Genomic DNA, 23,222 nt, shown 5'->3' with positions numbered 1-23,222 from the left:
GTTACCCTTCCTTTTTAGCCGTTTCGGGATTGTCGCCCCAGGAATCCGGGCCGCCGCCATAGGTCGGCACCACCAGAAAGCCTTTGGTTGGTTGATACATCATGGCCTCGGCATAGGCGATAAGTTCGCTTTTTGCCCCTTCGCCGACCACGCCCGTATACCAGCTGCCAATAATCAGCGAAGCGGTGTTGAACAGCGGCGAGCCGTTGGGCGTTGCCGCCAGAAAATCGTCAACGTGCGCAAACTGCCGCGCAGCGAGGTAATCGTTCAACGAGGTCAGATGTGTCGGAAAATCCGCGTAGTGACGGACGAGGGCAGCGTAATAGCGCTGGCTGAGGATCGCGCTGACCGGTCGACTGACCAGAAAAGCGGAAAGCTCGCTAAAGTCGGCGCCAGCGGGCTGAGCGGCCAGCGCGCCGGGAAAGAACGAGACGCAGCAGGCACTAAGCGACAGCGCGGCCATCCCTTTTAACAGCCGACGTCGGGCGGGATTAGTGGGCTGCATAAGACCTCCTTTTACGGCGGCGCAGAATAACGCCGGCGATAATTATCATCACGACGGCCAGCAGGCCGAGCAGCGCCGCGGGCCGGGTTAGCTTCACCAGTAAAGGCGTATCGCCGCCTTCGCGCAGCTGCTTCACCCGCGCGGCAGTGACGGTCACTGCCGGATTGCCGAAGTTTCGCAGCACATAGTTACTGACATCGGCAACCTGCTGGTCGCTGAGGCGATTAGTGAAGTCGGCGTCCGGGCCAAAAGCAGGCATGGCGATATCGCCGCGCTGCACGCCGAACAGAATGGCGGAAACCAGATTGTCGGGCTGCTCTGCGCCGGTGGCGCTGTTGTGAAACAGGGAAGGATAGTGCGCGTTGCCCTGACCCTGCGGCTGGTGACAGTTGGCGCAGCTGCCGCTGAAAACCTGCCAGCCGGGATCGTTTTGCGCGTGCTGGCCACGCAGCCGCTGTTCGGCATCTGAAGCCTGACCGTAACTGTCGCGCGCGCGGGCAGCGCCGCTGCTGACGGCAGGAATTTGCCGCAGGTAAGCGGCGATCGCGTTGATATCCTCATCGCTAAGATGCGCCAGACCGTGCTCAACCGCTTCCGCCATTGGCCCGGCGGCCTGGGCTTTGGCGATATGGCCAGTTTTCAGGTAGCGCGCCAGCTCGTCGTGGCTCCAGCTGCCGATGCCCGACTGCGCGTCCGGCGTGATATTGGGCGCGTACCAGCTGCCCAGGCTGCTGCCGGAAAACGCCTGGTCATTCTTTTGCGCCATCAGGAAGTTACGTGGCGTATGGCAGGTGTCGCAGTGCGCCAGCGCGTTAACGAGATAGTCGCCGCGATTAACCTCAGACGATTTATCGGGCTGCGGCGTAAAGCGCTGGTTGTCCGCAAAGAGCAAATTCCACACCGCCATCGAAGCGCGGATGCTGAACGGAAAGGGCAGATGCGTCTGTGGCGCGGCACGATCCACCGGCGCGACGCCGTGCATAAAGTAGGCATAGAGCGCGTGAATATCTTCATCGCTGATTTTGTTATAGGCGGTATAGGGCATGGCCGGATAAAGGTGGCGGCCCCGTTTATCCACGCCTTCCCTGACCGCGCGCGCAAACTCTTGCTCGCTGTAGTCGCCGATACCGTAACGCATCGAGGGCGTGATGTTGCTGGCGTAAATATCGCCCAGCGGCGAGTGAATGGCGTAACCACCCGCCATCGGCGCACCCTGCTGCGGCGAAGTGTGGCAGGCGCCGCAGTCGGCGGCCAGCGACAGATATTTTCCTTTGGCGATAAGATCCTCCGACGACTGCGCGGCGGCAGACGCTATCCCGGTGAAAAGGATCAGGCAGATCGCCAAAGGCGGACTGAATCGTCTCACCTGACATGCTCCTGTAAAAAGAAAAAATAGAAAAGCCGGTTTTCGGCTGGCCGCCCTGTTGCCGGGCGGTTTTTAGACGGAGGCGAACGGCGCTGCGTTCGCCACGGCGCGTCAGAGCAGTTCGTAATCGTTGAAGACCAGCGGCGTTTCGCCGCCGTTGGTTAATTCTACCTGGCCGGACTGGGTCAACATGGCGTCGCCGCGATGCAGCCAGACCTCTTTGTTGTGGTTAGGCTGACCGGGAATAGATTCCAGCAGGCGGCCTTCGGTAAAAAAGACGCGCACGCCAGGCCCGTGCTGCGTATAAAGCGTGGTGCTTTCGCCCGGCTGCAGCGTTACCTTCCAGCCTTTCACCGTTTTCTGATCCAGCACCTGTTTAAACTCTGGGTTGTCAGGCCGGGTCGCGCCGCCGAAATTCTGCGGGCCGTGTTGTTTGATCTCGAAAGCGACCTGGTGATTCAGCGTGGTGCCGGTGTTGGTGACCTTATCGGTATCGGATTTGCCCTGATGGGCGCCGAATTTAACGTTGCCGGTTTTCATCTCCAGATCCTTCGCTGGCTCGTCAGGATAAGAGATATGCACCAGGCTGCCGTTGACATGGGTATTGACATAATCGAGATGCTGCTCGTGAAACAGCGTGGACTGGCCGGGCCGGATCATCACTCGCATCACGGTGACGTACTGATTTTCCAGAATAACGTGATGCAGCGGCTCCAGATCGGTGGCGACCACTTTCTCCTCGGCTTGCGCGGCAGGCACGGTGGCCAGCGCGATCAGGCCCGTCGCACACAGGGCGGAAAGGAAGGAATATCGGCTTTTCATACTGTCTCCTGTTATTGGCCATTCAGGGCCCGTCCGGGCCCGTAAGTGTTACTCTTCGACCAGCGACACCCAGTTGGCGCCTTTGCCGGTGGGATAGCGGCCGTTCAGCGTCAGCGCGCCGGTTTTCGCATCGATCGAGTAGAGCGAAAGCTGGGTCGACTTCTGGCCCGACTCGATCAGGAAGCGGCTGCTGCTGTCGATAGCGAAGCCGCGCGGCTGCTGCTCGGTTTTAATGCTGCCGAGATAAGTCAGATGGCCGTCGTTGGCATCGACCGAGAAAGAGGAAAGGGTACTGCTGGTGCGCTCGGTGGCGTAAAGAAAGCGGCCATCCGGCGTCAGGTGGATATCCGCCTGCCAGATACGAGGCTTATGCGGCGGCGGCAGTTTATCGTCGCCCGTTAACGGCCGCGCTTCGCCGCGCTGCATATCTTCCTGCGGCGAAACGGAGTCGACTACCGCGACCGGCGTGGTGGTGCCGTCGGCGTTAAGCGTCAGCTGGCTGATATTGCCCGCCATCTCGGTCAGCACATAGATGCTACGTTTGCCCTGCTTATCCACGTTGGGCGCGATAACAAAGTGGCGCGGCCCGGTAGCGGCTTCGCTCTGGATATTGATAAAAGGCGGGTCGTTTGGCGTGACCTTGCCGCTGGCGGCATCAAAGCGATACTGCAAAAGCTGATCGGCGCCCAGCAGCGTGACGTAGAGGAAATGGTTGGTGGGATCGACCTGAATAGCGTGGGCGCGCTTGCCGGTGTGCACCACCTGAACCGGCTGGGCTTCGACCTGGCCGTTGCTGTCAATGCGGTTAATGCTGAAGAGGTCGCCGCCGTAAGAAGCGCTGAGCAAAAAATGCCCGGTCTTATCGGTGGAGAGGTAAGCCATACTTTCCGGCAGCGGCGACTGGCTGGCTTTCACCAGCTGGCCGTCGGGCTGAATATGATAAGCCGCGACGCTGTAGGGTTTGCTGCGTATCGAGACATAAAGCATTTTCTTATCCGGCGACACCGCTGACGACATCGCTTTCGCGCCTGCCGGAAACGTCCCGATCGGCACCAGCGCTTTTTTCGCTTTATCCAGCTGATAGCCGGTCACGGTGCCGCTGTCGGCGTTGGAGACATAAACCAGACTCTGCGCCTGAGCGGCGCCGGTCAGGGCGGCCAGGGAAAGCAGCACGCCCGCGTAAGTTTTTTTCATTATTATTTCCTTGTAGGGTAAAAGTCGGTTACCAGCGGGCGGCAAAAACCTCGCACAGTTCCGCTACTTCGCCGTCGCCCAGCGGCTGCGGCTTCACCGGCGCCTGGCGCCACAGTCGGGCGGTTTCCTCCAGCTCTTCCAGCGCGAAGCAGGCGGCGAGCACCGAACGGCCCCAGACGACCGGGCCAAGCCTCTCCAGCATCACGCCGCGCACTTCGCAGGCGAGCCGGGCCACCTGTTCCGCCACCTGTGGCGCGCCGGGACGGCAGTAGCCAATCAGTGGAATACGGCCCACTTTCATCACCTGATAGGGCGTAATCGGCGGCAGAATGCTTTCCGGCTGCCAGACGCCTTCCAGCGTCAGCCCGACCAGGTTGGTGGAATGAGTATGTACCACGCCCTGAACTTCAGGATTGCGATCGTAAACCTGACGATGCAGCAGCAGCGTTTTCGAGGGCTTTTCGCCGGAAATCCACTGGCCGTCGCGGTTAACTTTGGCGATTTGCTCCGGCGACAGGCGGCCCAGGCAAGCGTCGGTAGGGGTAATCAGCCAGCCATCCGCCAGGCGGGCGCTGATATTGCCGGCGGTGCCGACGGTGTAGCCTCGCTCATAGAGGCTCTTGCCGACCTGACAAATCTCTTCGCGCAGCTGCTGTTCACTGGTCATGGTTTCTCTCCGCGTCCGGGTTAAATGTTGTGATCGGCAGGGACGACTTTGGCGGTCGTCTCACCTTTTTTTATCGCCAGCGGCTCCACTTTGCCCATGATGAACAGGAAGTTGAACGCGCCGAACAGGCAGATACCGCCGGCTACCAGCAGCGGCACCACGAAGGAGCCGTGGCTCAGGGTCAGCATCAGTCCGGTAAAGGAGGCGGTAACGATGCCGGCGAGGTTGCCCGCAAAGTTTTGAATACCGCCCAGCGTGCCGACATAGCTGGAGCTGGGCGCGACGTCAGCAGGCAAAGTCCAGATATTAGCCGCGGTGAAAGCCAGCCCGGCGTAGGTCAGCGAGAAGAGTGTCAGGATCAGTGGAATACTGTTGGTGAAAGCGGCGAAGGCGATGACCGAGGAGAGCAGCATCCCGGCGATCAGGCAGGATTTACGCGCGGTAGTGAGCGAAAACCCCTTGCGGTAAAGCCAGTCGGAGGTAATACCGCCCAGCAGGCTGCCCGGAATGCCCATCAGCGCAGGGATCGCGCCCAGCGTGCCGAGCTCTTTCAGCGAGAAGCCGTGCGCCATCGTCAGATAGGTCGGGAACCAGGTGACAAAAAAGTAGGTGGCGAAGTTCATGCAGAAGAAGCCGATCATCATGCCCCAGACGGTGCGGTAGCGAAACAGGCCGCCAATATGCACCTTCTCGTTTTTATCCAGCGTCTGCACGCTGCGGTCGGCCAGCAGATTCTGTCGTTCCTGCTCATTCAGGCCTTTCATCTCTTCCGGTTCGCGGTAGAACGCCAGCCAGACAGCGACCCAGATGAGGCCCAGCGCGCCGGTAACAATAAACGAGGTTTCCCAGTCCCAGGTGCTGATTAGCCAGGCGACCAGCGGCAGGGCGATGGCGCTGCCTGCACGCGGGCCGGCATCGAAAATGCCGCTGGCGGTGGCGCGCTCTTTTTTGGCGAACCATGAATAAACCACTTTGGCGCAGCCCGGATAGCCGCCCGATTCGCCCAGGCCCAGCATCAGGCGCGAGGCAAAAATAGAGGTAAAACCGCGGCCAAAGGCGGTGAACACGGTAAACAGCGACCACCAGCCTACGGCCAGCGCCAGACCGGCACGCGCGCCCAGGCGGTCAATCAGGCGTCCTGCGGGGATCTGCATCAGCGCGTAAGTCCAGAAAAAGGCACCCAGAATCAATCCCATGCTGGTGTCATCCAGCCCAAGATCTTTTTTGATATGCGGGGCGGCGATGGCCAGATTGATACGGTCGATATAGTTTATGGCGATGGCGAAAAAGCAGAACGCGATCATCAGCCAGCGGATCCGCGGGTATCTACGCATGGTGAATTCCTTTATGATTTTGGGGCCGTTACGGCGGCGAGCACCTGGATGAATGTTATGTTTAAGTAAATATTTTTCAGGTTATGATAATATGATGTTAAAAGTAAGCGATTACAAAATTCAGTCAAGCAAAAAGTAAGCGCTTTCAAATGCAGTTATTGGTTGTCTGTAAATTTTGTGGACAGCATCACTAATTTTGCTCTGGAGTCTGAAGATGTCCGATAAGCCAACCGCCCGCGTCTCGCTGGACGATGTCGCCCAGCGCGCAGGCGTCTCCACCGCCACGGTGTCAAGAGTGCTGAACGGCAGCGCCTCGGTGCGCCAGTCGCGTCGGGAAGCGGTGGAGCGCGCCTGCGAAGAGCTGGGCTATGTCATCAACCGCGCTGCCCGCACGCTGGCCTCGCGTCGCAGCATGACCATAGGCGCGGTCGTGCCGACGCTGGCGACGGAAACCTTTTCCCGGCCGCTGGCGGCTTTTCAGCAGCGCATCCACCAGTCCGGCTACACCATGCTGCTGGCCAACTCCGATTTCGATCCCGATACCGAGCTGAAAGAGGTCAACAAGCTGGTGGAATATGGCATCGACGCCCTGATGCTGGTGGGCAACAGCCATCATCCGCGCCTGTGGGAGCGGATTGCGCAGCAGGCTATTCCCTGCATCCAGACCTTTTCAGTGGATACGCGCTATCCGAGCGTGGGCTACGATAACGAGCAGGCGGCGGGCGAGCTGACCGCGCATCTGCTGGCGCTGGGGCACAAGGTTTTCGGCGTCATTGTCGGCACGCCGCCATCCAATGACCGCGTTTCCGATCGCATCACCGGTACCCGGCAGGCGCTGGCGGCGGCCGGCCTGCAGCTGGAAGAGGCCAATCTGATCAACAGCGCCTTCACCATGAACGAGGCGCGGCAGGCGATGTTCCGCCTGCTGGACGGCGCGAATCCGCCGACGGCGGTGATCTGCGGCAACGATCTGCTGGCCTTCGGCGCAATGCGGGCGGCCAGCGAGCGCTATCTGCGCATCCCGAACGATATTTCCATCACCGGTTTTAACGATTATGAATATGCCGAACATCTGGAACATCCGCTGACTACCATGCGCGTGGAGCTGGATGGCATCGGCACGGTTGCCGCAGACTATCTGCTGGCGAAGCTGAATGGCGAAGCCGCGCCTTCGCAGACCCGACTCAAACCCGAGCTAATCGTGCGCGGCAGCACGGGAACGGCGCCGCGCGGGACTAAAGGCTAATCGCGCGCCGTTAACCCGTAAGCGGTAAAGGCCGGCATCGCTTCCGGCCCGCGCAAAAAGCGCAGCAGGGTGGTGGCGGCTTCCGGCCTGGCCGCCTCGTTGCAGACGCCGCCGGAAAAAGAGAGCACTTTTTGCGCGCCTGGCGGCAGCGGGCCGATCATCCGGATGCCTTTCACCATCAGCAGCTCGCTAATCTGCTGCACGGCAAGATCCGCTTTGCCTGTCAGCAACTGTGCGGCGGTAAAGCCTTCGGCTATGGTGGTGGCGCGCGCGTTAACCTCTTCTTCAATACCGAGCTTGTTCAACAGCGTCTGAAAATAGATACCGCTCGCGCCTCCCAGCGAATAGCAAACCGATTTCGCCGCCAGCAGCGCCTGGGTCAGGGCCGGCACCGTGCTGATATCCGGCGCCACCGCTTCGGGCAGCATCGCCAGGCCCAGCGGTGAATCCACCAGCTCCACCCGACTCTCCGCCGCGACCACGCCCTGAGCGATTAGCCGATCCATCGCTTCAGCGGTTACGATCACCGCGTCCGCCCTGGCGCCGTCGCTGATATTCTTTTCAATGATTGATGTAGGGCTCCAGTCGATAGCCAGCGCGTGCTCGGTATGGTGCTGTCGCCAGGCGTTTTCAATATCGGTAAAGGGCGCGCGAATAGCCAGCACGCTAAAAAGCTTCAGGGTTCCGTCATTCATTCTCTGTTCCTCAGCCGATTTTACGCAGGTAGCTGCCGTCAAGTTCGCCCGGTGCGCGCACGCCAATCAGCGCCAGATCGCGGTCGATTTCATCACGCAGTATATGCATGGCATGTTCCACGCCCGCCTGGCCGCCGATTACTGCGCCATAAAGGAACGGCCTGCCCAGAAAGACAAAATCCGCCCCCAGCGCCATCGCCTTCATCACGTCGGTGCCGCGTCGGATGCCGCTGTCGATAATGACTTTCATGGCGCCTTTTTTCGCGGCTATCTCCGGCAGCGTGACCAAAGGCGGCACGGTATGGTCGAGCTGCCGTCCGCCGTGGTTGGAGAGGATGACCGCGTCGGCGCCCAGATCGCGGGCGATAAAGGCGTCTTCCGGCGACATCAAACCTTTGATCACCAGATTGCCTGTCCATCTTTTGCGAATCGCCTCGACGTTTTTCCAACAGAGTTTGTCACGAGCGTGCGTATTGCGTACTTTGCTGGACATCATCGGCGGCCCGCGTTCGGCGTCGGTATTTTCAAAGTGCGGCGCGCCGTGGCGCAGAAAGGTTTGCGCTACCGTGCCGAGCAGCCAGCGCGGGTTCATGGCACTCTGAAAAGCCACTTTCGGGGTGATTTTGATCGGCATACTGAAGCCGCTGCGGGTATTGTGCTCGCGGTTGCCAAGCATCGGCGTATCGCCGGTGACGACCAGCGTCTGGTAACCCGCAGCGGCAACGCGATCCACCAGCCGGTCGATGCGCGGCTGATCGCCCGCCAGATAGGCCTGGAACCAGGCGTCCGGGTTTGCGGCGTGAACATCTTCCAGCTTAACCAGCGAAGAGGCGCTCAGGATCATCGGCACATTCATCGCTTTGGCCGCCTTAGCCAGCGCGATATCCGCCTGGTAAGCGACGAAAGAGGCGCCGCCCAACGGCGCGACGCCGAAGGGATGCTGATAAGTCTGGCCAAACAGGGTCGTGCGCTGATCGCGTCCGGAGACGTCGCGAAACATGCGTGGCACAAAGGTATATTGGCGGTAAGCCTCGAAATTGCCGGCGATGCCGCGACCGGTTTCCACGCCGCCCGCCACATACTGGTAGATCATATCGGGAAGGCGACGGCGCGCGTGCCGCTCAAAATCATCCAGCGCCAGCAAATCGCGAAACTGGCGGGGCACTTTTTTTAGCGCCGGGTTGCCGACGGTGGGCGCCGCGCCAGGTACGACGGCCGTTATCGAGGAATTAGCAGGTGAAGTCATAAGCGTTCTCGGATCCAGGGTTAGCGGTGACGCAGAGCGCCATCCAGCGGGCGAAAAAGGCGATTTATTTTGTAAGCGCTTTCAATTCTGGCTAACCATCTCTAACATTTCAATAACAGCCCGGCATCACTAAGGCGATTTTATGTGACCGGGTTCACTTTACAGAGACATTTGTAAGCCCTTACATTAGATCTCAGCCGCCTTTACCAGGCATCCCGCCTTCACCAGGAGAAGAGCATGAACAGAATTGTCTTACTGCACGCCACGCCGGTGGCGATGGCGCCTATTCATACGGCATTCAGCGAAATCTGGCCGGAGGCGGAAACCATCAACCTGCTGGATGACGGGCTTTCTCTCGATCGCGCCAGAGAGAGCGAGCTTTCCACCGGGCTGATCGAACGCTTTGTGCGGCTGGGAAAATATGGCTTCGATATGCAGGCGCAGGGCATTCTGATCACCTGTTCCGCCTTTGGCCCGGCCATCGACAGGCTGAGCGCGGAACTGCCGGTTCCGGTGCATAAGCCTAATGAAGCGATGTTTATGGAAGCGGTGGCGCAGGGAAACAACATCGGGATGCTGGCGACCTTTGCTCCGGCGGTAGAGACGATGACCGAGGAGTTCAACGACTACGTGGCGCGGCAGGGATCGCGGGCAAAATTGACCACGCTGCTGGTGGAAGACGCTATCGATCTGCTGAAGAAAGGCGACGCGGAGAGTCATAACCGGCTGGTAGCGGCGCAGGCGAGGGAGCTGGCGCACTGCGACGTGATAATGCTGGCGCATTTTTCCACTTCGCGCGCTGCCGACAGCGTGCGCAGGCAGGTGAGCATTCCGGTGCTGACCGCGCCGCATGCCGCCGTCAAACGGATGAAAGCCAGCGTGATGGCTAAGGGGTAAGCTATGTTAATCGGCGTAATTGCAGACGATTTTACCGGCGCTGGCGATATTGCGGTGACGCTGGCAAAAGGGCTGACTGGCGAAGGCGGCCTGAATACCACGCAATATACCGGCATTCCGACAACGCCGGCGGAAGCGGAGGTCGAGGCGGGCGTAGTGGCGCTAAAAAGCCGCTCCTTGCCGGCCGCTGAGGCCGTAGCGCAGTCGCTGGCGGCCTGCCGCTGGCTGCTGGATCAGGGCTGTGAGCAGATCGTATTTAAATATTGTTCCACCTTCGATTCCACCGAGAGCGGCAATATCGGCCCGGTAACGGATGCGCTGGCGGCGCTGCTGGCAGCGAAAAGCGTGGTGATGTGCCCGGCGTTTCCCGCGCTGGGCCGCACGGTTTATCAGGGACATCTCTTTGTCCACGACAGGCTGTTGAACGAGTCGGGCATGGCGCATCATCCACTGACGCCGATGCGGGATGCGGATCTGCGGCGCGTGCTGCAAAAGCAGAGCGCCAGCCGCGTGGCGCATATTCCGTGGCAGACGGTGGTGCAGGGCAGCCAGGCGCTGCAGCAGGTCATCGAGGCGCAACCTGAGCGAACGTTGCTGATTGTGGACGCCATTAGCGAGCACGATCTTATTACCATTGGGCGCGCCAGCCAAGGCGCAAAACTGATCACCGGCGGCTCCGGTATTGCGCTGGCGCTGCCGCATAATTTTATCGCGCAAGGGCGCGCGCGCGGCAAACAGGCGCAGGCGCCGACGATCGACGGCCCGGAAGCAATCCTGGTCGGAAGCTGTTCCGGCGCGACGCGGGCGCAGATTGCCGAACATGGCAAAACGCATCCGGTGATGATGATTGAGGTTAGCGATGTGCTGAGCGGTAAAACCGGGCCAGAGCAGCTGGTAGCCTTTATCACCGAACATCAGGGACGCGCGCCGCTGGTTTACTCTTCCGGCGATCCGGAAGCGGTGAAAAGCATACAGCAGCAGTACGGGCGCGAGCAGGTGGCGGCGGCGCTGGACAGGCTGTTTGGGCAGACGGCGCAACGGCTGGTTGCTGGCGGCACGCGGCGCATCGTGGTCGGCGGCGGGGAAACTTCGGGCGCGGTTGTCAGCGCATTAGGCTTAGGCGCACTGACCATAGGCGCGGAGATAGAGACAGGCGTGCCATTAATGGTTTCGCGAGGAGCCAGACCGGTGGCGCTGGCGCTGAAGTCGGGCAATTTCGGCAGCAAGGACTTCTTTGCCAAAGCCGTGGCGGCGCTGCAGGGCGGCAGACACGCATAAAAAAGCCGCCCGTGGGCGGCTGTTACGGTTTGCGGCAGGCTTACAGCGTGCCGGTACCGCCGTCGGAGCACCAAACCTGACCTGAGCTGTAGCTGGATTCAGTAGAGGCCAGCGTGACATACAGCGGTGCGATTTCCGCAGGTTGACCAGGACGGCCCAGCGGCGCGCTGGCGCCGAACTGCTGCACTTTATCCATCGGCTGACCGCCGCTGGACTGCAGCGGCGTCCAGTATGGGCCTGGCGCCACCGCGTTGACGCGAATGCCTTCCTCGCCCAGCTGCTGCGCCAGCGCTTTAGTAAAGGCGGCGATAGAAGCTTTGGTCTGCGCGTAGTCCAGCAGGATCGCGCTTGGGCTGTATGCCTGTACGGAGGTGGTGTTGATAATGGCGCCGCCGCGTGGAATATGATCCACGGCTGCTTTGGTGATCCAGAACATGGCGTAAACGTTAGTTTTAAACGTCGCGTCAAAATCTTCGGTGCTCAGCGTACGGATAGATTCATTGTACTGCTGACGTCCGGCATTGTTCACCAGGATATCCAGGCCGCCCAGCTGGCTTACTGCGTCGCTGACCAGCTTTTTACAAAATTCTTCTGAGCGGATATCGCCCGGCAGAGCGACTGCCTTACGGCCTTCCGCTTCAATCAGTTTGATTACTTCCGCCGCGTCGGACTCTTCTTCCGGCAGGTAGCCGATAGCGACGTCCGCGCCTTCACGAGCGTAGGCGATAGCAACGGCGCGACCAATACCGGAGTCGCCGCCGGTGATGAGCGCTTTGCGGCCCTGCAGACGGCCGGAACCGCGATAGGTTTTTTCACCGTGGTCGGGCTGGGGGATCATTTTGCTGGCAAGACCTGGCGCCTGCTGCGGCTGTTCCGGAAACGGCGGTACCGGATAATCGACGGTCAGCAGGGATTTCTTTGTTTGTTCGCTCATGATGTGCTCCTTCATCGGTGTTTATTCGTAACATCAAGCCTGGCACAAATGTGATGTTTGTCACGTCGGGAGAATAAAAAGAGGGAAAACAGCATTATCAGTGAGGTTTTTTTTAGATTAAGTATGCAAGGGAAATCGCTATTTCTGGTAAGGTAAAACGCTAATTAAATAAGCCCGACTTGTCGTTATGCGAATGTCATCACGTTGTACCAGCCGGTTATTGCTTTTATCTCTGCGTCAGGTGATTTATGAATGGTTTTAATAAAAGTGACCAAGCTGTGTTAAACGATAAGCTTGCTTGTTTAATAACTTTGGTTTTAAGTTGGGGAAATGCTGCCGTCTTTATTTTATCCGCTGTCTGCTATTACAGCTATTTTATGCACACCTCGGTTTTTATCTTACCGATCGCGATCCTTAATCTCTGCACTGCTGTCGCGCTGACCCTGCTTATCTTCTGCCTCCTGGAGCTGCGCGCCTGTGCCCGGCGCGTTCCGGCGTTGCTGGCGATTGGGCCTTCGCTGCTGGTGCTGCTGTTAAAAATTTACTTTAGTCTGCAACAGGGCGCAAAATGGACAAGCTATTTTATCAGCACGTAACATTCAATAGCGAGTTCTATAAAACAGTATTACATGGCTTCGCAGAATATTACCAAGAAAGGGCATTATTAACTCCGGGTTTATCTGTTTAAAGCCTCTATGCCATTTATTATAAATAGCGCAGAGGCTTTAACATTAAATTACATCAGGCTGGTATAACAGTCGTCAGCGCTTTATTTTTTAAGGGGAATAGCCGGCGGCGAAGAGCGGTGCCAGTCTGGTTGCTCTCCCGACATAATGGCGGCGCGCTGGATCTTATCGGGTTTGGCCGTCATATCCGGCAGCGCCGGCGAAGAAGTCGGCCGCACGCTGGCAGGATCGAAATTTTCCATGGCGCAGCCGCCGCACAGCAGCGCAGCGGTAAAGAATAAAAGGGCGACAGGCTTCATTGAGGACTCCTTTCCACAGGAATGACCGACACTTTGAGGATGAGCGTTTCATGCCTGTCTGTCAGTCATGCCGTTTTAACGACAGGGTTCTTTACGCAGTAAAGTCAGGCGGCAGCAGCATACTGTCGCCATAGCGTCATTGTTGTGAGAAAGCGCAAAATATCGCCTGTCAGCCTGTAACAGAGTGTAACGCCATAAGGCCGGGCTACAGTCGGAAGCGATAGCCGACGCCGGTTTCCGTTTGAAGATGACGGGGACGCGCGGGATCGGCCTCCAGCTTCTGCCGCAAATGCCCCATATAGATACGCAGATAGTGGCTGTGCTCGCTGGCGTTTGGCCCCCAGACCTGCACCAGCAGCTGACGCTGCGTCATCACCTTACCGTGATTGTTGAGCAGGACGGCGAGCAGCCGGAACTCTGTCGGCGTCAGGTGCAGCTCTTCGCCGGCGCGCGTAATCCGCCTGGCGGCTAAATCAACCTCCACGTCTGAAAAGGTAAAAACGGGATCGCTCTGCGCATCGTGCGCCGATCGCCGCAGCGCAACCCGCAAACGAGCCTGCAGCTCGCCGATGCCGAAAGGCTTGGTGAGATAGTCGTCGGCGCCCGCGTCCAGCGCGGCAATTTTATCCTCTTCGTCGCTGCGGGCGGAGAGGACGATCACCGGCTTCTGGCTCCACTGGCGAAACTCCTGCAGAAAGGTGAGGCCGTCGCCGTCCGGCAGCCCTAAATCCAGAATCACCAAATCTGGTTTGCGAGTGGCGGCCTCCAGCAGGCCGCGCTGCAGCGTCGACGCTTCAAACACGCGCAGGGACTCATTTTCCAGCGCAATGCGCAGAAAGCGGCCAATCTCTTTTTCATCTTCAATAATTAATACGGTGGTCACAGCGCCTCACCTGTTTCTGCTAAATCGGGCAGCGGCGCCTGCGGCAGGCTGATCCTGAAGCTGGCGCCGCCCTGCGAACGTTGCCGGGCGGTAATAGTGCCGCCGTGAACCTCGACAATCGCCTGACAAATTGCCAGGCCAAGACCCACGCCGGGGATCGCTGACTCCCGATCGCCACGAGTGAATTTAGCAAACAGCGCCTGCTCCTGGCCAGCGGGCAATCCGGGGCCGCTGTCCCAGATCTCCATCTCCAGCCTGCCCGGCGACGTGCTGGCCTTAATGCCGATCTCCGCCGCCGATCCGGCGTATTTCATGGCGTTTTCCAGCAGATTGATCAGCACGCGCTCAAACAGCGGGCCGTCTATATGGATCAGCGCCAGCGGGTCGGCCATTTCCAGCTTAACCGGCTGGCCTTTGCTGCCCGGCTCCAGCGTCGCCAGCGCGCTGCCGATGGTCTCTTCCAGCGTCAGCCACTCGCGTCGCAGATGAAAGCCGCCGGTTTGCAAACGGGCCATATCCAGCAGGTTATTGACCAGCCGCGTCAGCCGCAGCACGTGCTGGCGGATTTCGCTCGCCTGGCGCGCCTGCGGCGACTGTTCCGTCGCCAAATCCAGCGTCAGAATCTCTACCTGGCCGAACAGCACGGTCAGCGGCGTGCGCAGATCGTGGGAAAGGGCGGCCAACAGCGAATGGCGCAGCTGCTCGCGCTCGCCAGCCACGCGCGCCAGCTCTTCGCTGGCCGTAAGCTGCAGCCGCTCCAGCGCGCTGGCGGTAAGCAGCAGCACCGTTTCCAGCAGCTGCTGCTGTTCGGGCAGCGTCGGCGGCGCATCGAACTCCGTGACCAGCACGCCCAGGGTTTTGTCTGCGGTTCGCAGCGGCAGGATCTGACAGGGAACGCCGGGCAGCGTATCGGTGCCTGCGCCAGCCGGCTCGCCCTGCGTGAAGCTCCAGCGAGCGATGCCCTCATCCCAGCTCAGATCGCCCGCGGCAGGCAGCTGCGGCATTAAACGATCGTTTTCATCGGGCAGCAGCAGCACGCTGTCGGCGCGAAAAATAGCGTAGAGCGCCTGCTGGCTGGCCGCCGCCACTTCCTGCGAGCTTCGCGCGGTAGCCAGCGCGCTGGAAAGTGCGTAAAGCTGCCCGGTGCGGCGTTCGCGGTGGCGGGCGATACGCGCCTGATAGCGTACGCCGGCCGTCAGGTTGCCGATAATCAACCCCACGCTCAGCATCACGCCAAAAGTCAGCAGATATTGCGCGTCGGAAACGGCCAGCGTCCCGCGTGGCGAAACAAAAAAGAGATCGAAGCTGATGACGCTAATCGCCGTGGCGAAAACCGCTGGCCAGCGCCCGGCGCGCAGCGCCACAACCACCACGCCCAGCAGATAGAGCATCACCAGGTTGGCGGGATCGAAGGCCAGCAGCCAGCGGCTGGCGATAAAAGTAATCAGGGCGCACAGCGCGGCGGCGAGCAGGCAGCCGCGCAAATTCTGTCGCCAGCGGCGGGGCGACGTTTGCGACGGCGCGGCTTGTGCAGCCGGTTTATCACCGGGCGCGACGATTACCAGATCCAGCTCGGGCGCGCGAGCCGTCAGGCGGTCGGCGAGCGAGAGCGGCCTTAACCAGCGGCGGCGGGCGCTTCGCCCCAGCACAACCTTGCCGAGATCGCGTTCGCGGGCGTAGCGCGCAATCGCACGGTCGGCGGAGGAATCGGCCAGCACGGCGGTTTCCGCGCCCAGCTGGCGGGCCAGACGTAGCGAAGCCAGCGCCGCCCGACGGCGAGACTGCGACTGCCGAGCCCGCGTCTCCACACATACCGCGTGCCACTCGCTGCCCAGCCTGGCCGCCAGCCGCGCCGCGGTGCGTACCAGTTTTTCGCTGCCATCGTCGTAGCCGATACAGAGCAGCACCGCATCCCGCGTATGCCAGACCTTGTCCCGTCCGCGCCCGTCGCGCCAGGCCTGCATCTGGTTGTCGACCCGCTCGGCGGCGCGCCGCAGCGCCAGCTCGCGCAGGGCGATCAGGTTGCCCTTGCGGAAAAAGTTTCCGGCAGCCTGCTCGGCGCGCTCGCCGGTATAGACCTTGCCCTGCTTCAGGCGCAGCAGCAGATCGTCGGGCGGCAGATCCACCAAAATAATCTCATCGGCAGCGTCGAAGAAGGGATCGGGCAGCGTCTCACGCACCTGAATGCCGGTGACGCCGTTCACCACATCGTTAAGGCTCTCCAGGTGCTGCACGTTGACGGTGGTCAGCACGTCGATGCCCGCCGCCAGCAGCTCTTTAACATCCTGCCAGCGTTTGGGATGACGCGATCCCGGCGCATTGCTGTGCGCCAGCTCATCCATCAGGATTACCGCAGGATGGCGCGCCAGCGCCGCATCCAGGTCGAACTCCGCTACCTGACGACCGCGATGCTGCCGCAGCTGTGGCGGCAGGCGCGGCAGATCCTGCAGCAGCGCCGCGGTTTCCTCTCTGCCGTGCGTTTCCACCACCCCCGCCAGCACGTCCAGCTGAAGCGCATGCAGACGCCGCGCCTCCTGCAGCATCGCCCAGGTTTTACCGACGCCCGCGCAGGCGCCAAAAAAGATTTTCAGCTTGCCGCGCGGCTGCTCGCTGGCGTGCTGGAGCAGACGGTCGGGATCGGGACGAAGCGTGTCGGCCATGCCGGTTCCTTAAGGTGTCTGGAGCGCGTCCAGAGCAAGATTGAGTTCAGTCAGGTTAACCCAGGGCTGGCCGCTGAAGCTGAACAGCGGCGAAACCGTATGCGCGGCAATCAGGCGACTGACCGTTTCCGGCGGCAGTCGTCGCGCTTTCGCCACGCGCGGCGCCTGCCAGCGGGCCGCCGCAGGCGAAATGCCGTTATCCAGCCCGCTGGCGGAGGCGGTCAGCAGATCCACCGGCGCCGGGCCGACGGCGTCCGGGTTTTCCGCGCGCAGTTGAGCCAGCCTGGCGGTGAACAGCTTATCAAGCGCCGGATTGCCGACCGCGAGATTACTGCCGCCGCTCGCCAGCGGATTATAAGGGGTTTCCGCCGTGGCCGAAGGGCGGCCGTGAAAATATTTCGCCTGGCTGAACGCCTGACCCAGCAGGCGCGAACCGCGAAGTTCGCCCTGAGAGAGCAGCAGCGAGCCGCCAGCCTGCTGCGGAAACAACGTTTGCCCAAGCTGAGTGACGAGCAGCGGATAAACGCCGCCGGTCAGCAGCAGTAAAAAAGCCATCATAAACAGCGCGGGACGCAGTTGCGACACGTTAAATCTCCTATAGCTGCAAAAGCAGATCGATAAGTTTGATGCCGATAAAAGGCAGGAGCAGACCGCCCAGTCCGTAAAAAAACAGGTTGCGGCGCAGCAGGGCTGCCGCGCTTAGCGGCTTATAGCTGACGCCTTTTAGCGCCAGCGGGATCAGAAAGATGATAATCAGGGCGTTGAAGATCACCGCGCTTAAGATCGCCGAAGAGGGCGAGTGCAGATGCATCACGTTCAGCGCGCCGAACTGTGGATAGCTGGCCGCGAACGCCGCCGGAATAATGGCGAAATATTTCGCCACATCGTTGGCGAGGCTGAATGTGGTCAGCGAGCCGCGCGTCATCAACATCTGCTTGCCGATATGCACCACCTCGATCAGCTTGGTGGGGCTGGAGTCGAGATCTACCATGTTGCCCGCTTCTTTGGCCGCCTGAGTACCGGAGTTCATCGCCACCGCCACGTCGGCCTGCGCCAGCGCGGGCGCGTCGTTGGTGCCGTCGCCGGTCATCGCCACCAGTCGGCCTTCCGCCTGATAGCGGCGGATCAGCGCCAGCTTGGCTTCCGGCGTCGCTTCGGCCAGAAAGTCGTCCACGCCCGCTTCGGCAGCGATAGCGGCCGCGGTCAGCGGGTTGTCGCCGGTGATCATCACGGTGCGGATGCCCATTTTGCGCAGCTCGCCAAAACGTTCCCTGATGCCGCCTTTAACAATATCCCGCAGCGCAATCACGCCCAGCACCCTGAGATTCTCCGCCACCACCAGCGGCGTGCCGCCCTGGCGCGCGACCTCGTTCACCTTTTCGTCGATTTCCGCAGGGAACTCGCCGCCGCTGGCGGCCACGTAACGGCGGATCGCATCGGCGGAGCCTTTGCGAATGCTGCGGTCGGGCAGGCTGATGCCGCTCATCCGCGTCTGGGCGGTAAAGGGAATAAAAGTCGCCTGCAGCTGCTGCAGCTGGCGTTCGCGCAGGTTGAAACGCTGCCTGGCGAGCACCACGATGCTGCGGCCTTCCGGGGTTTCATCGGCCAGCGAGGCGAGCTGCGCCGCATCCGCCAGCTGGCGCTCTTCAATGCCGTCAGCGGGCAAAAAGTCGGAGGCCTGGCGGTTGCCGAGCGTGATGGTGCCGGTCTTGTCCAGCAGCAGAATATCCACGTCGCCCGCCGCTTCTACCGCGCGGCCGCTGGTGGCGATAACGTTGGCGCCCAGCATCCGGCTCATGCCGGCCACGCCGATGGCGGAGAGCAGCCCGCCGATAGTGGTCGGGATCAGACAGACCAGCAGGGCGATCAGTACGGTCACGCTGACCGGCGTGCCGCTCCAGGCGGAGAAGGGCCACAGCGTGGCGGTCGCCAGTAGAAACACCAGCGTCAGCGCGATCAGTAAAATGGTCAGGGCGATCTCGTTAGGGGTTTTGCGGCGGCTGGCGCCTTCCACCATCGCAATCATGCTGTCGAGAAAAGTTTCGCCGGGGTTGGCGGTGCAGCGGATCACCAGCCAGTCGGAGAGCAAACGGGTGCCGCCGGTCACCGACGCGAAATCACCGCCCGCCTCGCGGATAACGGGCGCCGATTCGCCGGTGATGGCGCTCTCGTCCACCGAGGCGCCGCCCTCGACCACCTCGCCGTCGCAGGGAATAATCTCGCCGGCGCTGGCCAGCACGAGATCGCCCTTACGCAGTTCGCTGGCGGCAATGCGCTGCGAAGGCGCGTCGTGGCGGGCTTCCTCAAGCTTCAGGGCGAAAGCGGTTTTCTGCACGCTCTTCAGGCTGTTGGCCTGGGCCTTGCTGCGGCCTTCCGCCAGCGCCTCGGCAAAGCAGGCGAAGAGCACGGTAAACCAGAGCCACAGGCTGACGGCGGCGGTAAATATAGCGTCGCCCGCCATGCCGCAGGCCATCGCTATCGCCAGCAGCGTGGTCAGCAGGCTGCCGATCCAGACCACGAACATCACTGGATTACGCCACTGCGCCTGCGGCGAAAGTTTTTTCACCGCGTCAAACAGCGCCTGACGCAGCAAAGCGGGGTCGAACAGACCCAGTTGTTTACGGCTCATCGGGAAGTCTCCGCAGAAAGATGATCCGCTATCGGGCCGGAGGCCAGCGCGGGGATAAAGGTCAGGGCGCCGGTCAGCAGCACGGTGCCGATCAGCAGGCCGACAAACAGCGCGCCGTGCGTTGGCAGCGTACCGCTGCTGACCGGCTGGGCTTTTTTCGCCGCCAGCGATCCGGCTATAGCCATCACCGGCACTATGGTCAGGAAGCGGCCAGCCAACATGCAGAAAGCGAGCAGCAGATTCCAGAAAGGGGTGTTGGCGGAAAGGCCGGCAAAGGCGCTGCCGTTGTTGTTGGCGGCGGAAGAGAGCGCATAAAGCACCTCGCTGAAGCCGTGCGCGCCGGGATTGAGCATCGCCGCAGCGCCCGCGCCGCTCATCATCGCCAGCGCGCTGCCGCAGAGCACCAGCGCGGGCGTCACCAGGATCGCCAGCGCCGTCATTTTCATCTCGCGCACGTCAATTTTTTTGCCCAGATATTCCGGCGTGCGGCCAATCATCAGCCCGGCGATAAATACTGCCAGCAGCACAAACAGCAGCATCCCGTAGAAACCGGAACCGACGCCGCCAAACACCACTTCTCCGATCTGCATCAGCCACATCGGCATCATGCCGCCCAGCGCGGTAAAGGAGTCATGCATGGCGTTGACCGCACCGCACGAGGCCGCAGTAGTGACCAGCGCGTAAAGCATGCTCGCCGACACGCCAAAGCGAGTCTCTTTGCCTTCCATATTCGTGCCGTCGCCGCTTAAAGCCTGCAACGCCGGATTGCCCTGCATTTCAGCCTGAAATATCACGCTGGCGCAGAGCAGGAAGATCAGCGTCATCGCCAGCAGGATGCTTCTTCCCTGACGCGCATCGCCGACCGCCTCACCAAAAGCGAAACAGAGCGCCGCCGGGATCAGCAGAATCGCCAGCATCTGCGCGAAGTTGCTAAGGTCGGTGGGGTTTTCAAAAGGGTGCGCCGAGTTGGCGTTAAAGAAACCGCCGCCGTTGGTGCCCAGCAGCTTGATCGCCTCCTGCGAGGCGACCGGCCCCATCGGCAGCAGCTGCCGCGCGCCCTCAAGGCTGGTAAAAGGCAGATAAGCAGAGAAGCTCTGTATCACGCCCTGCTGGATAAACAGCAGCGCCAGCAGCAGGCAAAGCGGCAGCAGCAGCCAGAGCACGATACGGGTCAGATCCTGCCAGGCGTTGCCCAGCGTGGTGCTGGAACGGCGTGCGAAGGCGCGGATCAGGGCGAAGGCGACGGCGATGCCGCTGGCCGCCGAGAAAAAATTCTGCACCGTCAAACCGGCCATCTGGCTGAAATAGCTCAGCGTCGATTCGCCCGCGTAAGCCTGCCAGTCGGTATTAGTGACAAAGGAAACGGCGGTGTTCAGCGCCAGATCCCAGGATAAGCCGGGAAAATGCTGCGGGTTGAGCGGCAGCTCGCCCTGCAGGAGCAGGATAGCCAGCAGCAGCGCAAAGCCCAGCGCGTTGAACATCAGGATCGCCAGCAGATAAGTTTGCCAGCGCATTTCGCCGCGCAGGCCGGCAAGTCGCCAAAGCATGTTTTCAATTGTGCCGACAAAGGGCAGAGGACGGGTGTCGATTAGCCGGGCGATAAATCGTCCGAGCGGCCAGGCCAACAGCAGCAGCAGCGCCAGATAGCTTGCCGTCAGTAACAGGGCGGAAGAGGCCATCAGAAGGCCTCCGCGTTAATCAGGGCGTAAATCAGGTAGCCAAGCAACAACGCCACCAGCAGGACACCGGTTATTACAGCAACGCTCACGGTTCACCTCATTAAGAGAGTCAGTTCGCGATGAGTGTAAAAAGCGGCGCGCAAAGATTTTGCAAAAATAGGGCGGGGAAATATAAAAAAAGTATAAAAATGCGCGAGCCAGGCCCGCGCACAAGGGATCAGGAACGTACCAGCTCCTGCAGCACCGTCAGTTGCGCCACCGCTTTATGCATGGCGTCCATGCCGTCGGCGGCGTTTTTCATCCGGTCAAGGCTCTCCGCCATGCCGCTGCGCTCGGCGCTGTTCTGCTCGCTGAGGCTGGCGATCTGCCCGCTTGCGGAGAGGCTTTTTTGCGCCATATCCTCGGTAGTGGCGACGGTTTTGGACGCCGTTTGTTTGATGCGGGCGATAGTGGCGACCGTCTCGTTGATGCTCTCACGCGTGGCATCCGCCTGCTCTTTGGAAGAGCGGGCCAGGCGACGAACTTCCTCCGCCACGACGGCGAAACCGCGTCCGGCCGATCCGGCACGCGCGGCTTCCACCGCCGCGTTCAGCGCCAGCAGGTTGGTCTGATCGGCGATGGTGCTGATCCCGCTGGTGATCTGCGTGATGCCCAGCGAAATCTTCTCCAGTTCGCCAATCTGCGCGTCCAGCTCATCCTGCGCCCGCAGCGTCACGGTCGCCGCTTCGCCAATCGCGCCGATATTGACGCCGGCCACATCCAGCGCGTCGCTCTGGCGGCTGGTGGCTTTCTCCAGCAGCGGGAAACTCTGCATAACCGGGCCGATCTGCTGCTGATAGTCGATAACTTTTTCGATAACGTCCGTTTGCAGCGTATGCAGCGCTTCCCAGCGGCGCAGCGAGCGCTGGGCATAGTGTCCGGCGTAGTCGGCGTACTCGATAGGAAAACGGCTCATCGCCTTGACGTCGCGATCGAAGAAGGCCAGCGCAGAGAGCGTCTGGTTGATCGGCACGCCGAAGATCTCGCCGAAGCTGGAGAAACCGGCGGCCGGCACGCCGTCGAACAGCTCTGCTGCCGGCAGGCTTTCCGGGTTGTTCAGGCGACGCAGCAGGCAGTCATTGAGCAGCAGCCCGACCGGCTTGCCGTGCGTGGCGACGAATCTGTCCCAGTCTTTGCGCGTGGCGGAGACGAAATCGCCCGCTTCCAGCAGATAGAGACGATCGCCAAATTCCAGATCGCAGAAAAAAGAGAGGCTGGCGGCGTCGATTTTCGCCACCGAGCGAATAAAGTATTCGTCCGCCACCTTCACGCCGAAGGTTTTGCCCTTCAGCTTCTGCTCCAGCTGGTCGGGCTGGCAGCGCAGATAATCGGCCAGCACTTTTACTATGGGCTGCTGGCGGCCGCTGGCGTCGAACAGCGAGGTCACGGTGCGGGCGACTGGATCGGCTTCCGCCACCAGCCAGCTTTGCGACGTCGGCTGGAAATTCTGACTTTTAAACGGCGCGAAGGATTTGCCCTTTGCCATCCGGCAGAAGACGATGACCGCTTTGTTCTGCAGCAGCTGGCCGTTGGTCGCCATCCAGGTGTTTTGAAAATCGGTGCGTCCGCCCGCCGAGCCGCCGATAGCCAGGCACGGGAAGCGACCGCTGTCGTACCAGGCCTGCATCAGAAAGCCTTCGGAAGCGGAGAGGCCGTCGCAATAGATCATGGCGAAGGTCTCTTCGGCAGAGAGCGACATAGTGACCTGCAGCCGATCCAGCTGGGCGCGAATGCCCGCGATGCGCTGGCTGACGCTGGCGCCGTGCGGCGCCTGCAGGTCGATGGTGTGAACCTCATGCCGCGCGACAGTTTGCTCCGGCAGCCACAGCCAGCTCCCCTGCGGGCCATTGGTGGCGCAGTAGGCGGAGCGGCCTTTTTGCGCGCACAGCGCGCCGGTGGAGGAGAGAACCAGGATGGTGCGGCCCGGCGTGCTCAGTTTTTGCCACGCTTCGTTGACCCGCGCGAAATCCGCTTCCGGCGGCACGAACACCATCATCAGGCCTTTGCCGCCGCCAGCGCCCAGGCTGCTGAACGAGGTCGGCAGGGCGCGGCAGTCGTAAGTGTTGCTGACCGGGCGACCGGCCAGTGGATTGAGTTTTGCCGGAATCAGTGCGTTCCAGAGTGAAGTTATTTTTGCCATGGTGTTCTCGTAAAGATAAATGG

21 protein-coding genes are annotated in these 23,222 nt (G+C 60.9%); 4 read left to right on the top strand and 17 right to left on the bottom strand.

Annotated elements, in window-relative coordinates:
- Position 1 precedes the first annotated feature (1 nt).
- From MKZ79_RS05090 to MKZ79_RS05065, 6 genes are all read right to left on the bottom strand, one after another.
- Complete coding sequence (locus MKZ79_RS05090; RefSeq protein ID WP_336140521.1) at positions 2-505, bottom strand: sugar dehydrogenase complex small subunit; 504 nt, start codon at positions 503-505, stop codon at positions 2-4.
- Positions 492-1,871, bottom strand: coding sequence for a c-type cytochrome (locus MKZ79_RS05085; RefSeq protein WP_336140520.1), 1,380 nt, complete (start codon positions 1,869-1,871; stop codon positions 492-494). The genes MKZ79_RS05090 and MKZ79_RS05085 overlap by 14 nt, the downstream gene beginning before the upstream one ends.
- Before the next feature lie 111 nt (positions 1,872-1,982).
- Positions 1,983-2,693, bottom strand: a complete 711-nt coding sequence (locus MKZ79_RS05080; protein ID WP_336140519.1) for a hypothetical protein — start codon at positions 2,691-2,693, stop codon at positions 1,983-1,985.
- 48 nt (positions 2,694-2,741) lie between these two features.
- The gene (locus MKZ79_RS05075; RefSeq protein WP_336140518.1) at positions 2,742-3,887 is read right to left on the bottom strand and encodes a lactonase family protein; all 1,146 of its coding nucleotides are present in this window, start codon (positions 3,885-3,887) and stop codon (positions 2,742-2,744) included.
- A gap of 28 nt (positions 3,888-3,915) precedes the next feature.
- The gene (gene otnC, locus MKZ79_RS05070; protein WP_336140516.1) at positions 3,916-4,554 is read right to left on the bottom strand and encodes a 3-oxo-tetronate 4-phosphate decarboxylase; all 639 of its coding nucleotides are present in this window, start codon (positions 4,552-4,554) and stop codon (positions 3,916-3,918) included.
- 20 nt (positions 4,555-4,574) lie between these two features.
- Positions 4,575-5,888, bottom strand: coding sequence for an MFS transporter (locus MKZ79_RS05065; RefSeq protein ID WP_336140515.1), 1,314 nt, complete (start codon positions 5,886-5,888; stop codon positions 4,575-4,577).
- A 214-nt stretch (positions 5,889-6,102) separates the two neighbouring features.
- Here MKZ79_RS05065 and MKZ79_RS05060 point away from each other — a divergent pair, with 214 nt between their 5' ends.
- Positions 6,103-7,134: a LacI family DNA-binding transcriptional regulator gene (locus MKZ79_RS05060; protein WP_336140514.1), complete on the top strand. Its 1,032-nt coding sequence runs from the start codon at positions 6,103-6,105 to the stop codon at positions 7,132-7,134.
- On the opposite strand, the gene MKZ79_RS05055 is transcribed toward MKZ79_RS05060, so the two are convergent.
- Positions 7,131-7,829, bottom strand: a complete 699-nt coding sequence (locus MKZ79_RS05055; RefSeq protein WP_336140513.1) for a molybdate ABC transporter substrate-binding protein — start codon at positions 7,827-7,829, stop codon at positions 7,131-7,133. The genes MKZ79_RS05060 and MKZ79_RS05055 overlap by 4 nt on opposite strands.
- Positions 7,830-7,839: 10 nt before the next feature.
- Positions 7,840-9,075, bottom strand: coding sequence for an alpha-hydroxy acid oxidase (locus MKZ79_RS05050; protein WP_336140512.1), 1,236 nt, complete (start codon positions 9,073-9,075; stop codon positions 7,840-7,842).
- Between the two features lie 237 nt (positions 9,076-9,312).
- Between MKZ79_RS05050 and MKZ79_RS05045 the strand changes: the two genes are divergently transcribed.
- Complete coding sequence (locus tag MKZ79_RS05045) at positions 9,313-9,972, top strand: aspartate/glutamate racemase family protein (protein ID WP_336140511.1); 660 nt, start codon at positions 9,313-9,315, stop codon at positions 9,970-9,972.
- Positions 9,973-9,975: 3 nt separating this feature from the next.
- On the top strand, positions 9,976-11,250 hold the full coding sequence (gene otnK, locus MKZ79_RS05040) for a 3-oxo-tetronate kinase (protein ID WP_336140510.1): 1,275 nt from the start codon (positions 9,976-9,978) through the stop codon (positions 11,248-11,250).
- 40 nt (positions 11,251-11,290) lie between these two features.
- Here otnK and MKZ79_RS05035 read toward each other — a convergent pair whose 3' ends face one another.
- On the bottom strand, positions 11,291-12,184 hold the full coding sequence (locus tag MKZ79_RS05035) for an SDR family oxidoreductase (protein ID WP_336140509.1): 894 nt from the start codon (positions 12,182-12,184) through the stop codon (positions 11,291-11,293).
- 248 nt (positions 12,185-12,432) lie between these two features.
- On the opposite strand from MKZ79_RS05035, the gene MKZ79_RS05030 reads away from it, so the two are divergent.
- Positions 12,433-12,780 carry a hypothetical protein gene (locus tag MKZ79_RS05030; RefSeq protein WP_336140508.1) on the top strand — a complete coding sequence of 116 codons (348 nt, stop codon included), beginning with the start codon at positions 12,433-12,435 and terminating at the stop codon, positions 12,778-12,780.
- 173 nt (positions 12,781-12,953) lie between these two features.
- Here the strand turns inward: MKZ79_RS05030 and MKZ79_RS05025 are convergent, their stop codons facing one another.
- From MKZ79_RS05025 to MKZ79_RS04990, 8 genes are all read right to left on the bottom strand, one after another.
- Complete coding sequence (locus MKZ79_RS05025) at positions 12,954-13,169, bottom strand: hypothetical protein (RefSeq protein WP_336140507.1); 216 nt, start codon at positions 13,167-13,169, stop codon at positions 12,954-12,956.
- Positions 13,170-13,374: 205 nt separating this feature from the next.
- On the bottom strand, positions 13,375-14,052 hold the full coding sequence (gene kdpE / locus MKZ79_RS05020) for a two-component system response regulator KdpE (RefSeq protein WP_336140506.1): 678 nt from the start codon (positions 14,050-14,052) through the stop codon (positions 13,375-13,377).
- Entirely contained in the window at positions 14,049-16,712 is a 2,664-nt protein-coding gene (kdpD, locus tag MKZ79_RS05015; protein WP_336140505.1) for a two-component system sensor histidine kinase KdpD, read from the bottom strand. Before kdpD ends, kdpE begins: the two co-directional genes overlap by 4 nt.
- A gap of 9 nt (positions 16,713-16,721) precedes the next feature.
- A complete protein-coding gene (gene kdpC, locus MKZ79_RS05010; protein ID WP_336140504.1) occupies positions 16,722-17,297 on the bottom strand; it encodes a potassium-transporting ATPase subunit KdpC in 576 nt (191 codons plus the stop codon).
- 10 nt (positions 17,298-17,307) lie between these two features.
- Positions 17,308-19,341, bottom strand: a complete 2,034-nt coding sequence (kdpB, locus tag MKZ79_RS05005; RefSeq protein WP_336140503.1) for a potassium-transporting ATPase subunit KdpB — start codon at positions 19,339-19,341, stop codon at positions 17,308-17,310.
- Positions 19,338-21,020, bottom strand: coding sequence for a potassium-transporting ATPase subunit KdpA (kdpA, locus tag MKZ79_RS05000; protein WP_336140502.1), 1,683 nt, complete (start codon positions 21,018-21,020; stop codon positions 19,338-19,340). The genes kdpB and kdpA overlap by 4 nt, the downstream gene beginning before the upstream one ends.
- Complete coding sequence (gene kdpF / locus MKZ79_RS04995; RefSeq protein WP_125287524.1) at positions 21,020-21,109, bottom strand: K(+)-transporting ATPase subunit F; 90 nt, start codon at positions 21,107-21,109, stop codon at positions 21,020-21,022. The genes kdpA and kdpF overlap by 1 nt, the downstream gene beginning before the upstream one ends.
- A 128-nt stretch (positions 21,110-21,237) precedes the next feature.
- Positions 21,238-23,199 carry a methyl-accepting chemotaxis protein gene (locus MKZ79_RS04990; RefSeq protein WP_442897124.1) on the bottom strand — a complete coding sequence of 654 codons (1,962 nt, stop codon included), beginning with the start codon at positions 23,197-23,199 and terminating at the stop codon, positions 21,238-21,240.
- Positions 23,200-23,222: the final 23 nt, after the last annotated feature.

This window comes from Erwinia sp. CGal63 (genome assembly GCF_037026505.1).
Classification (GTDB): Bacteria; Pseudomonadota; Gammaproteobacteria; order Enterobacterales; family Enterobacteriaceae; genus Erwinia.
Note: the sequence above shows the minus strand (reverse complement) of the source record. Positions and strands in the feature narration are given on the sequence as shown.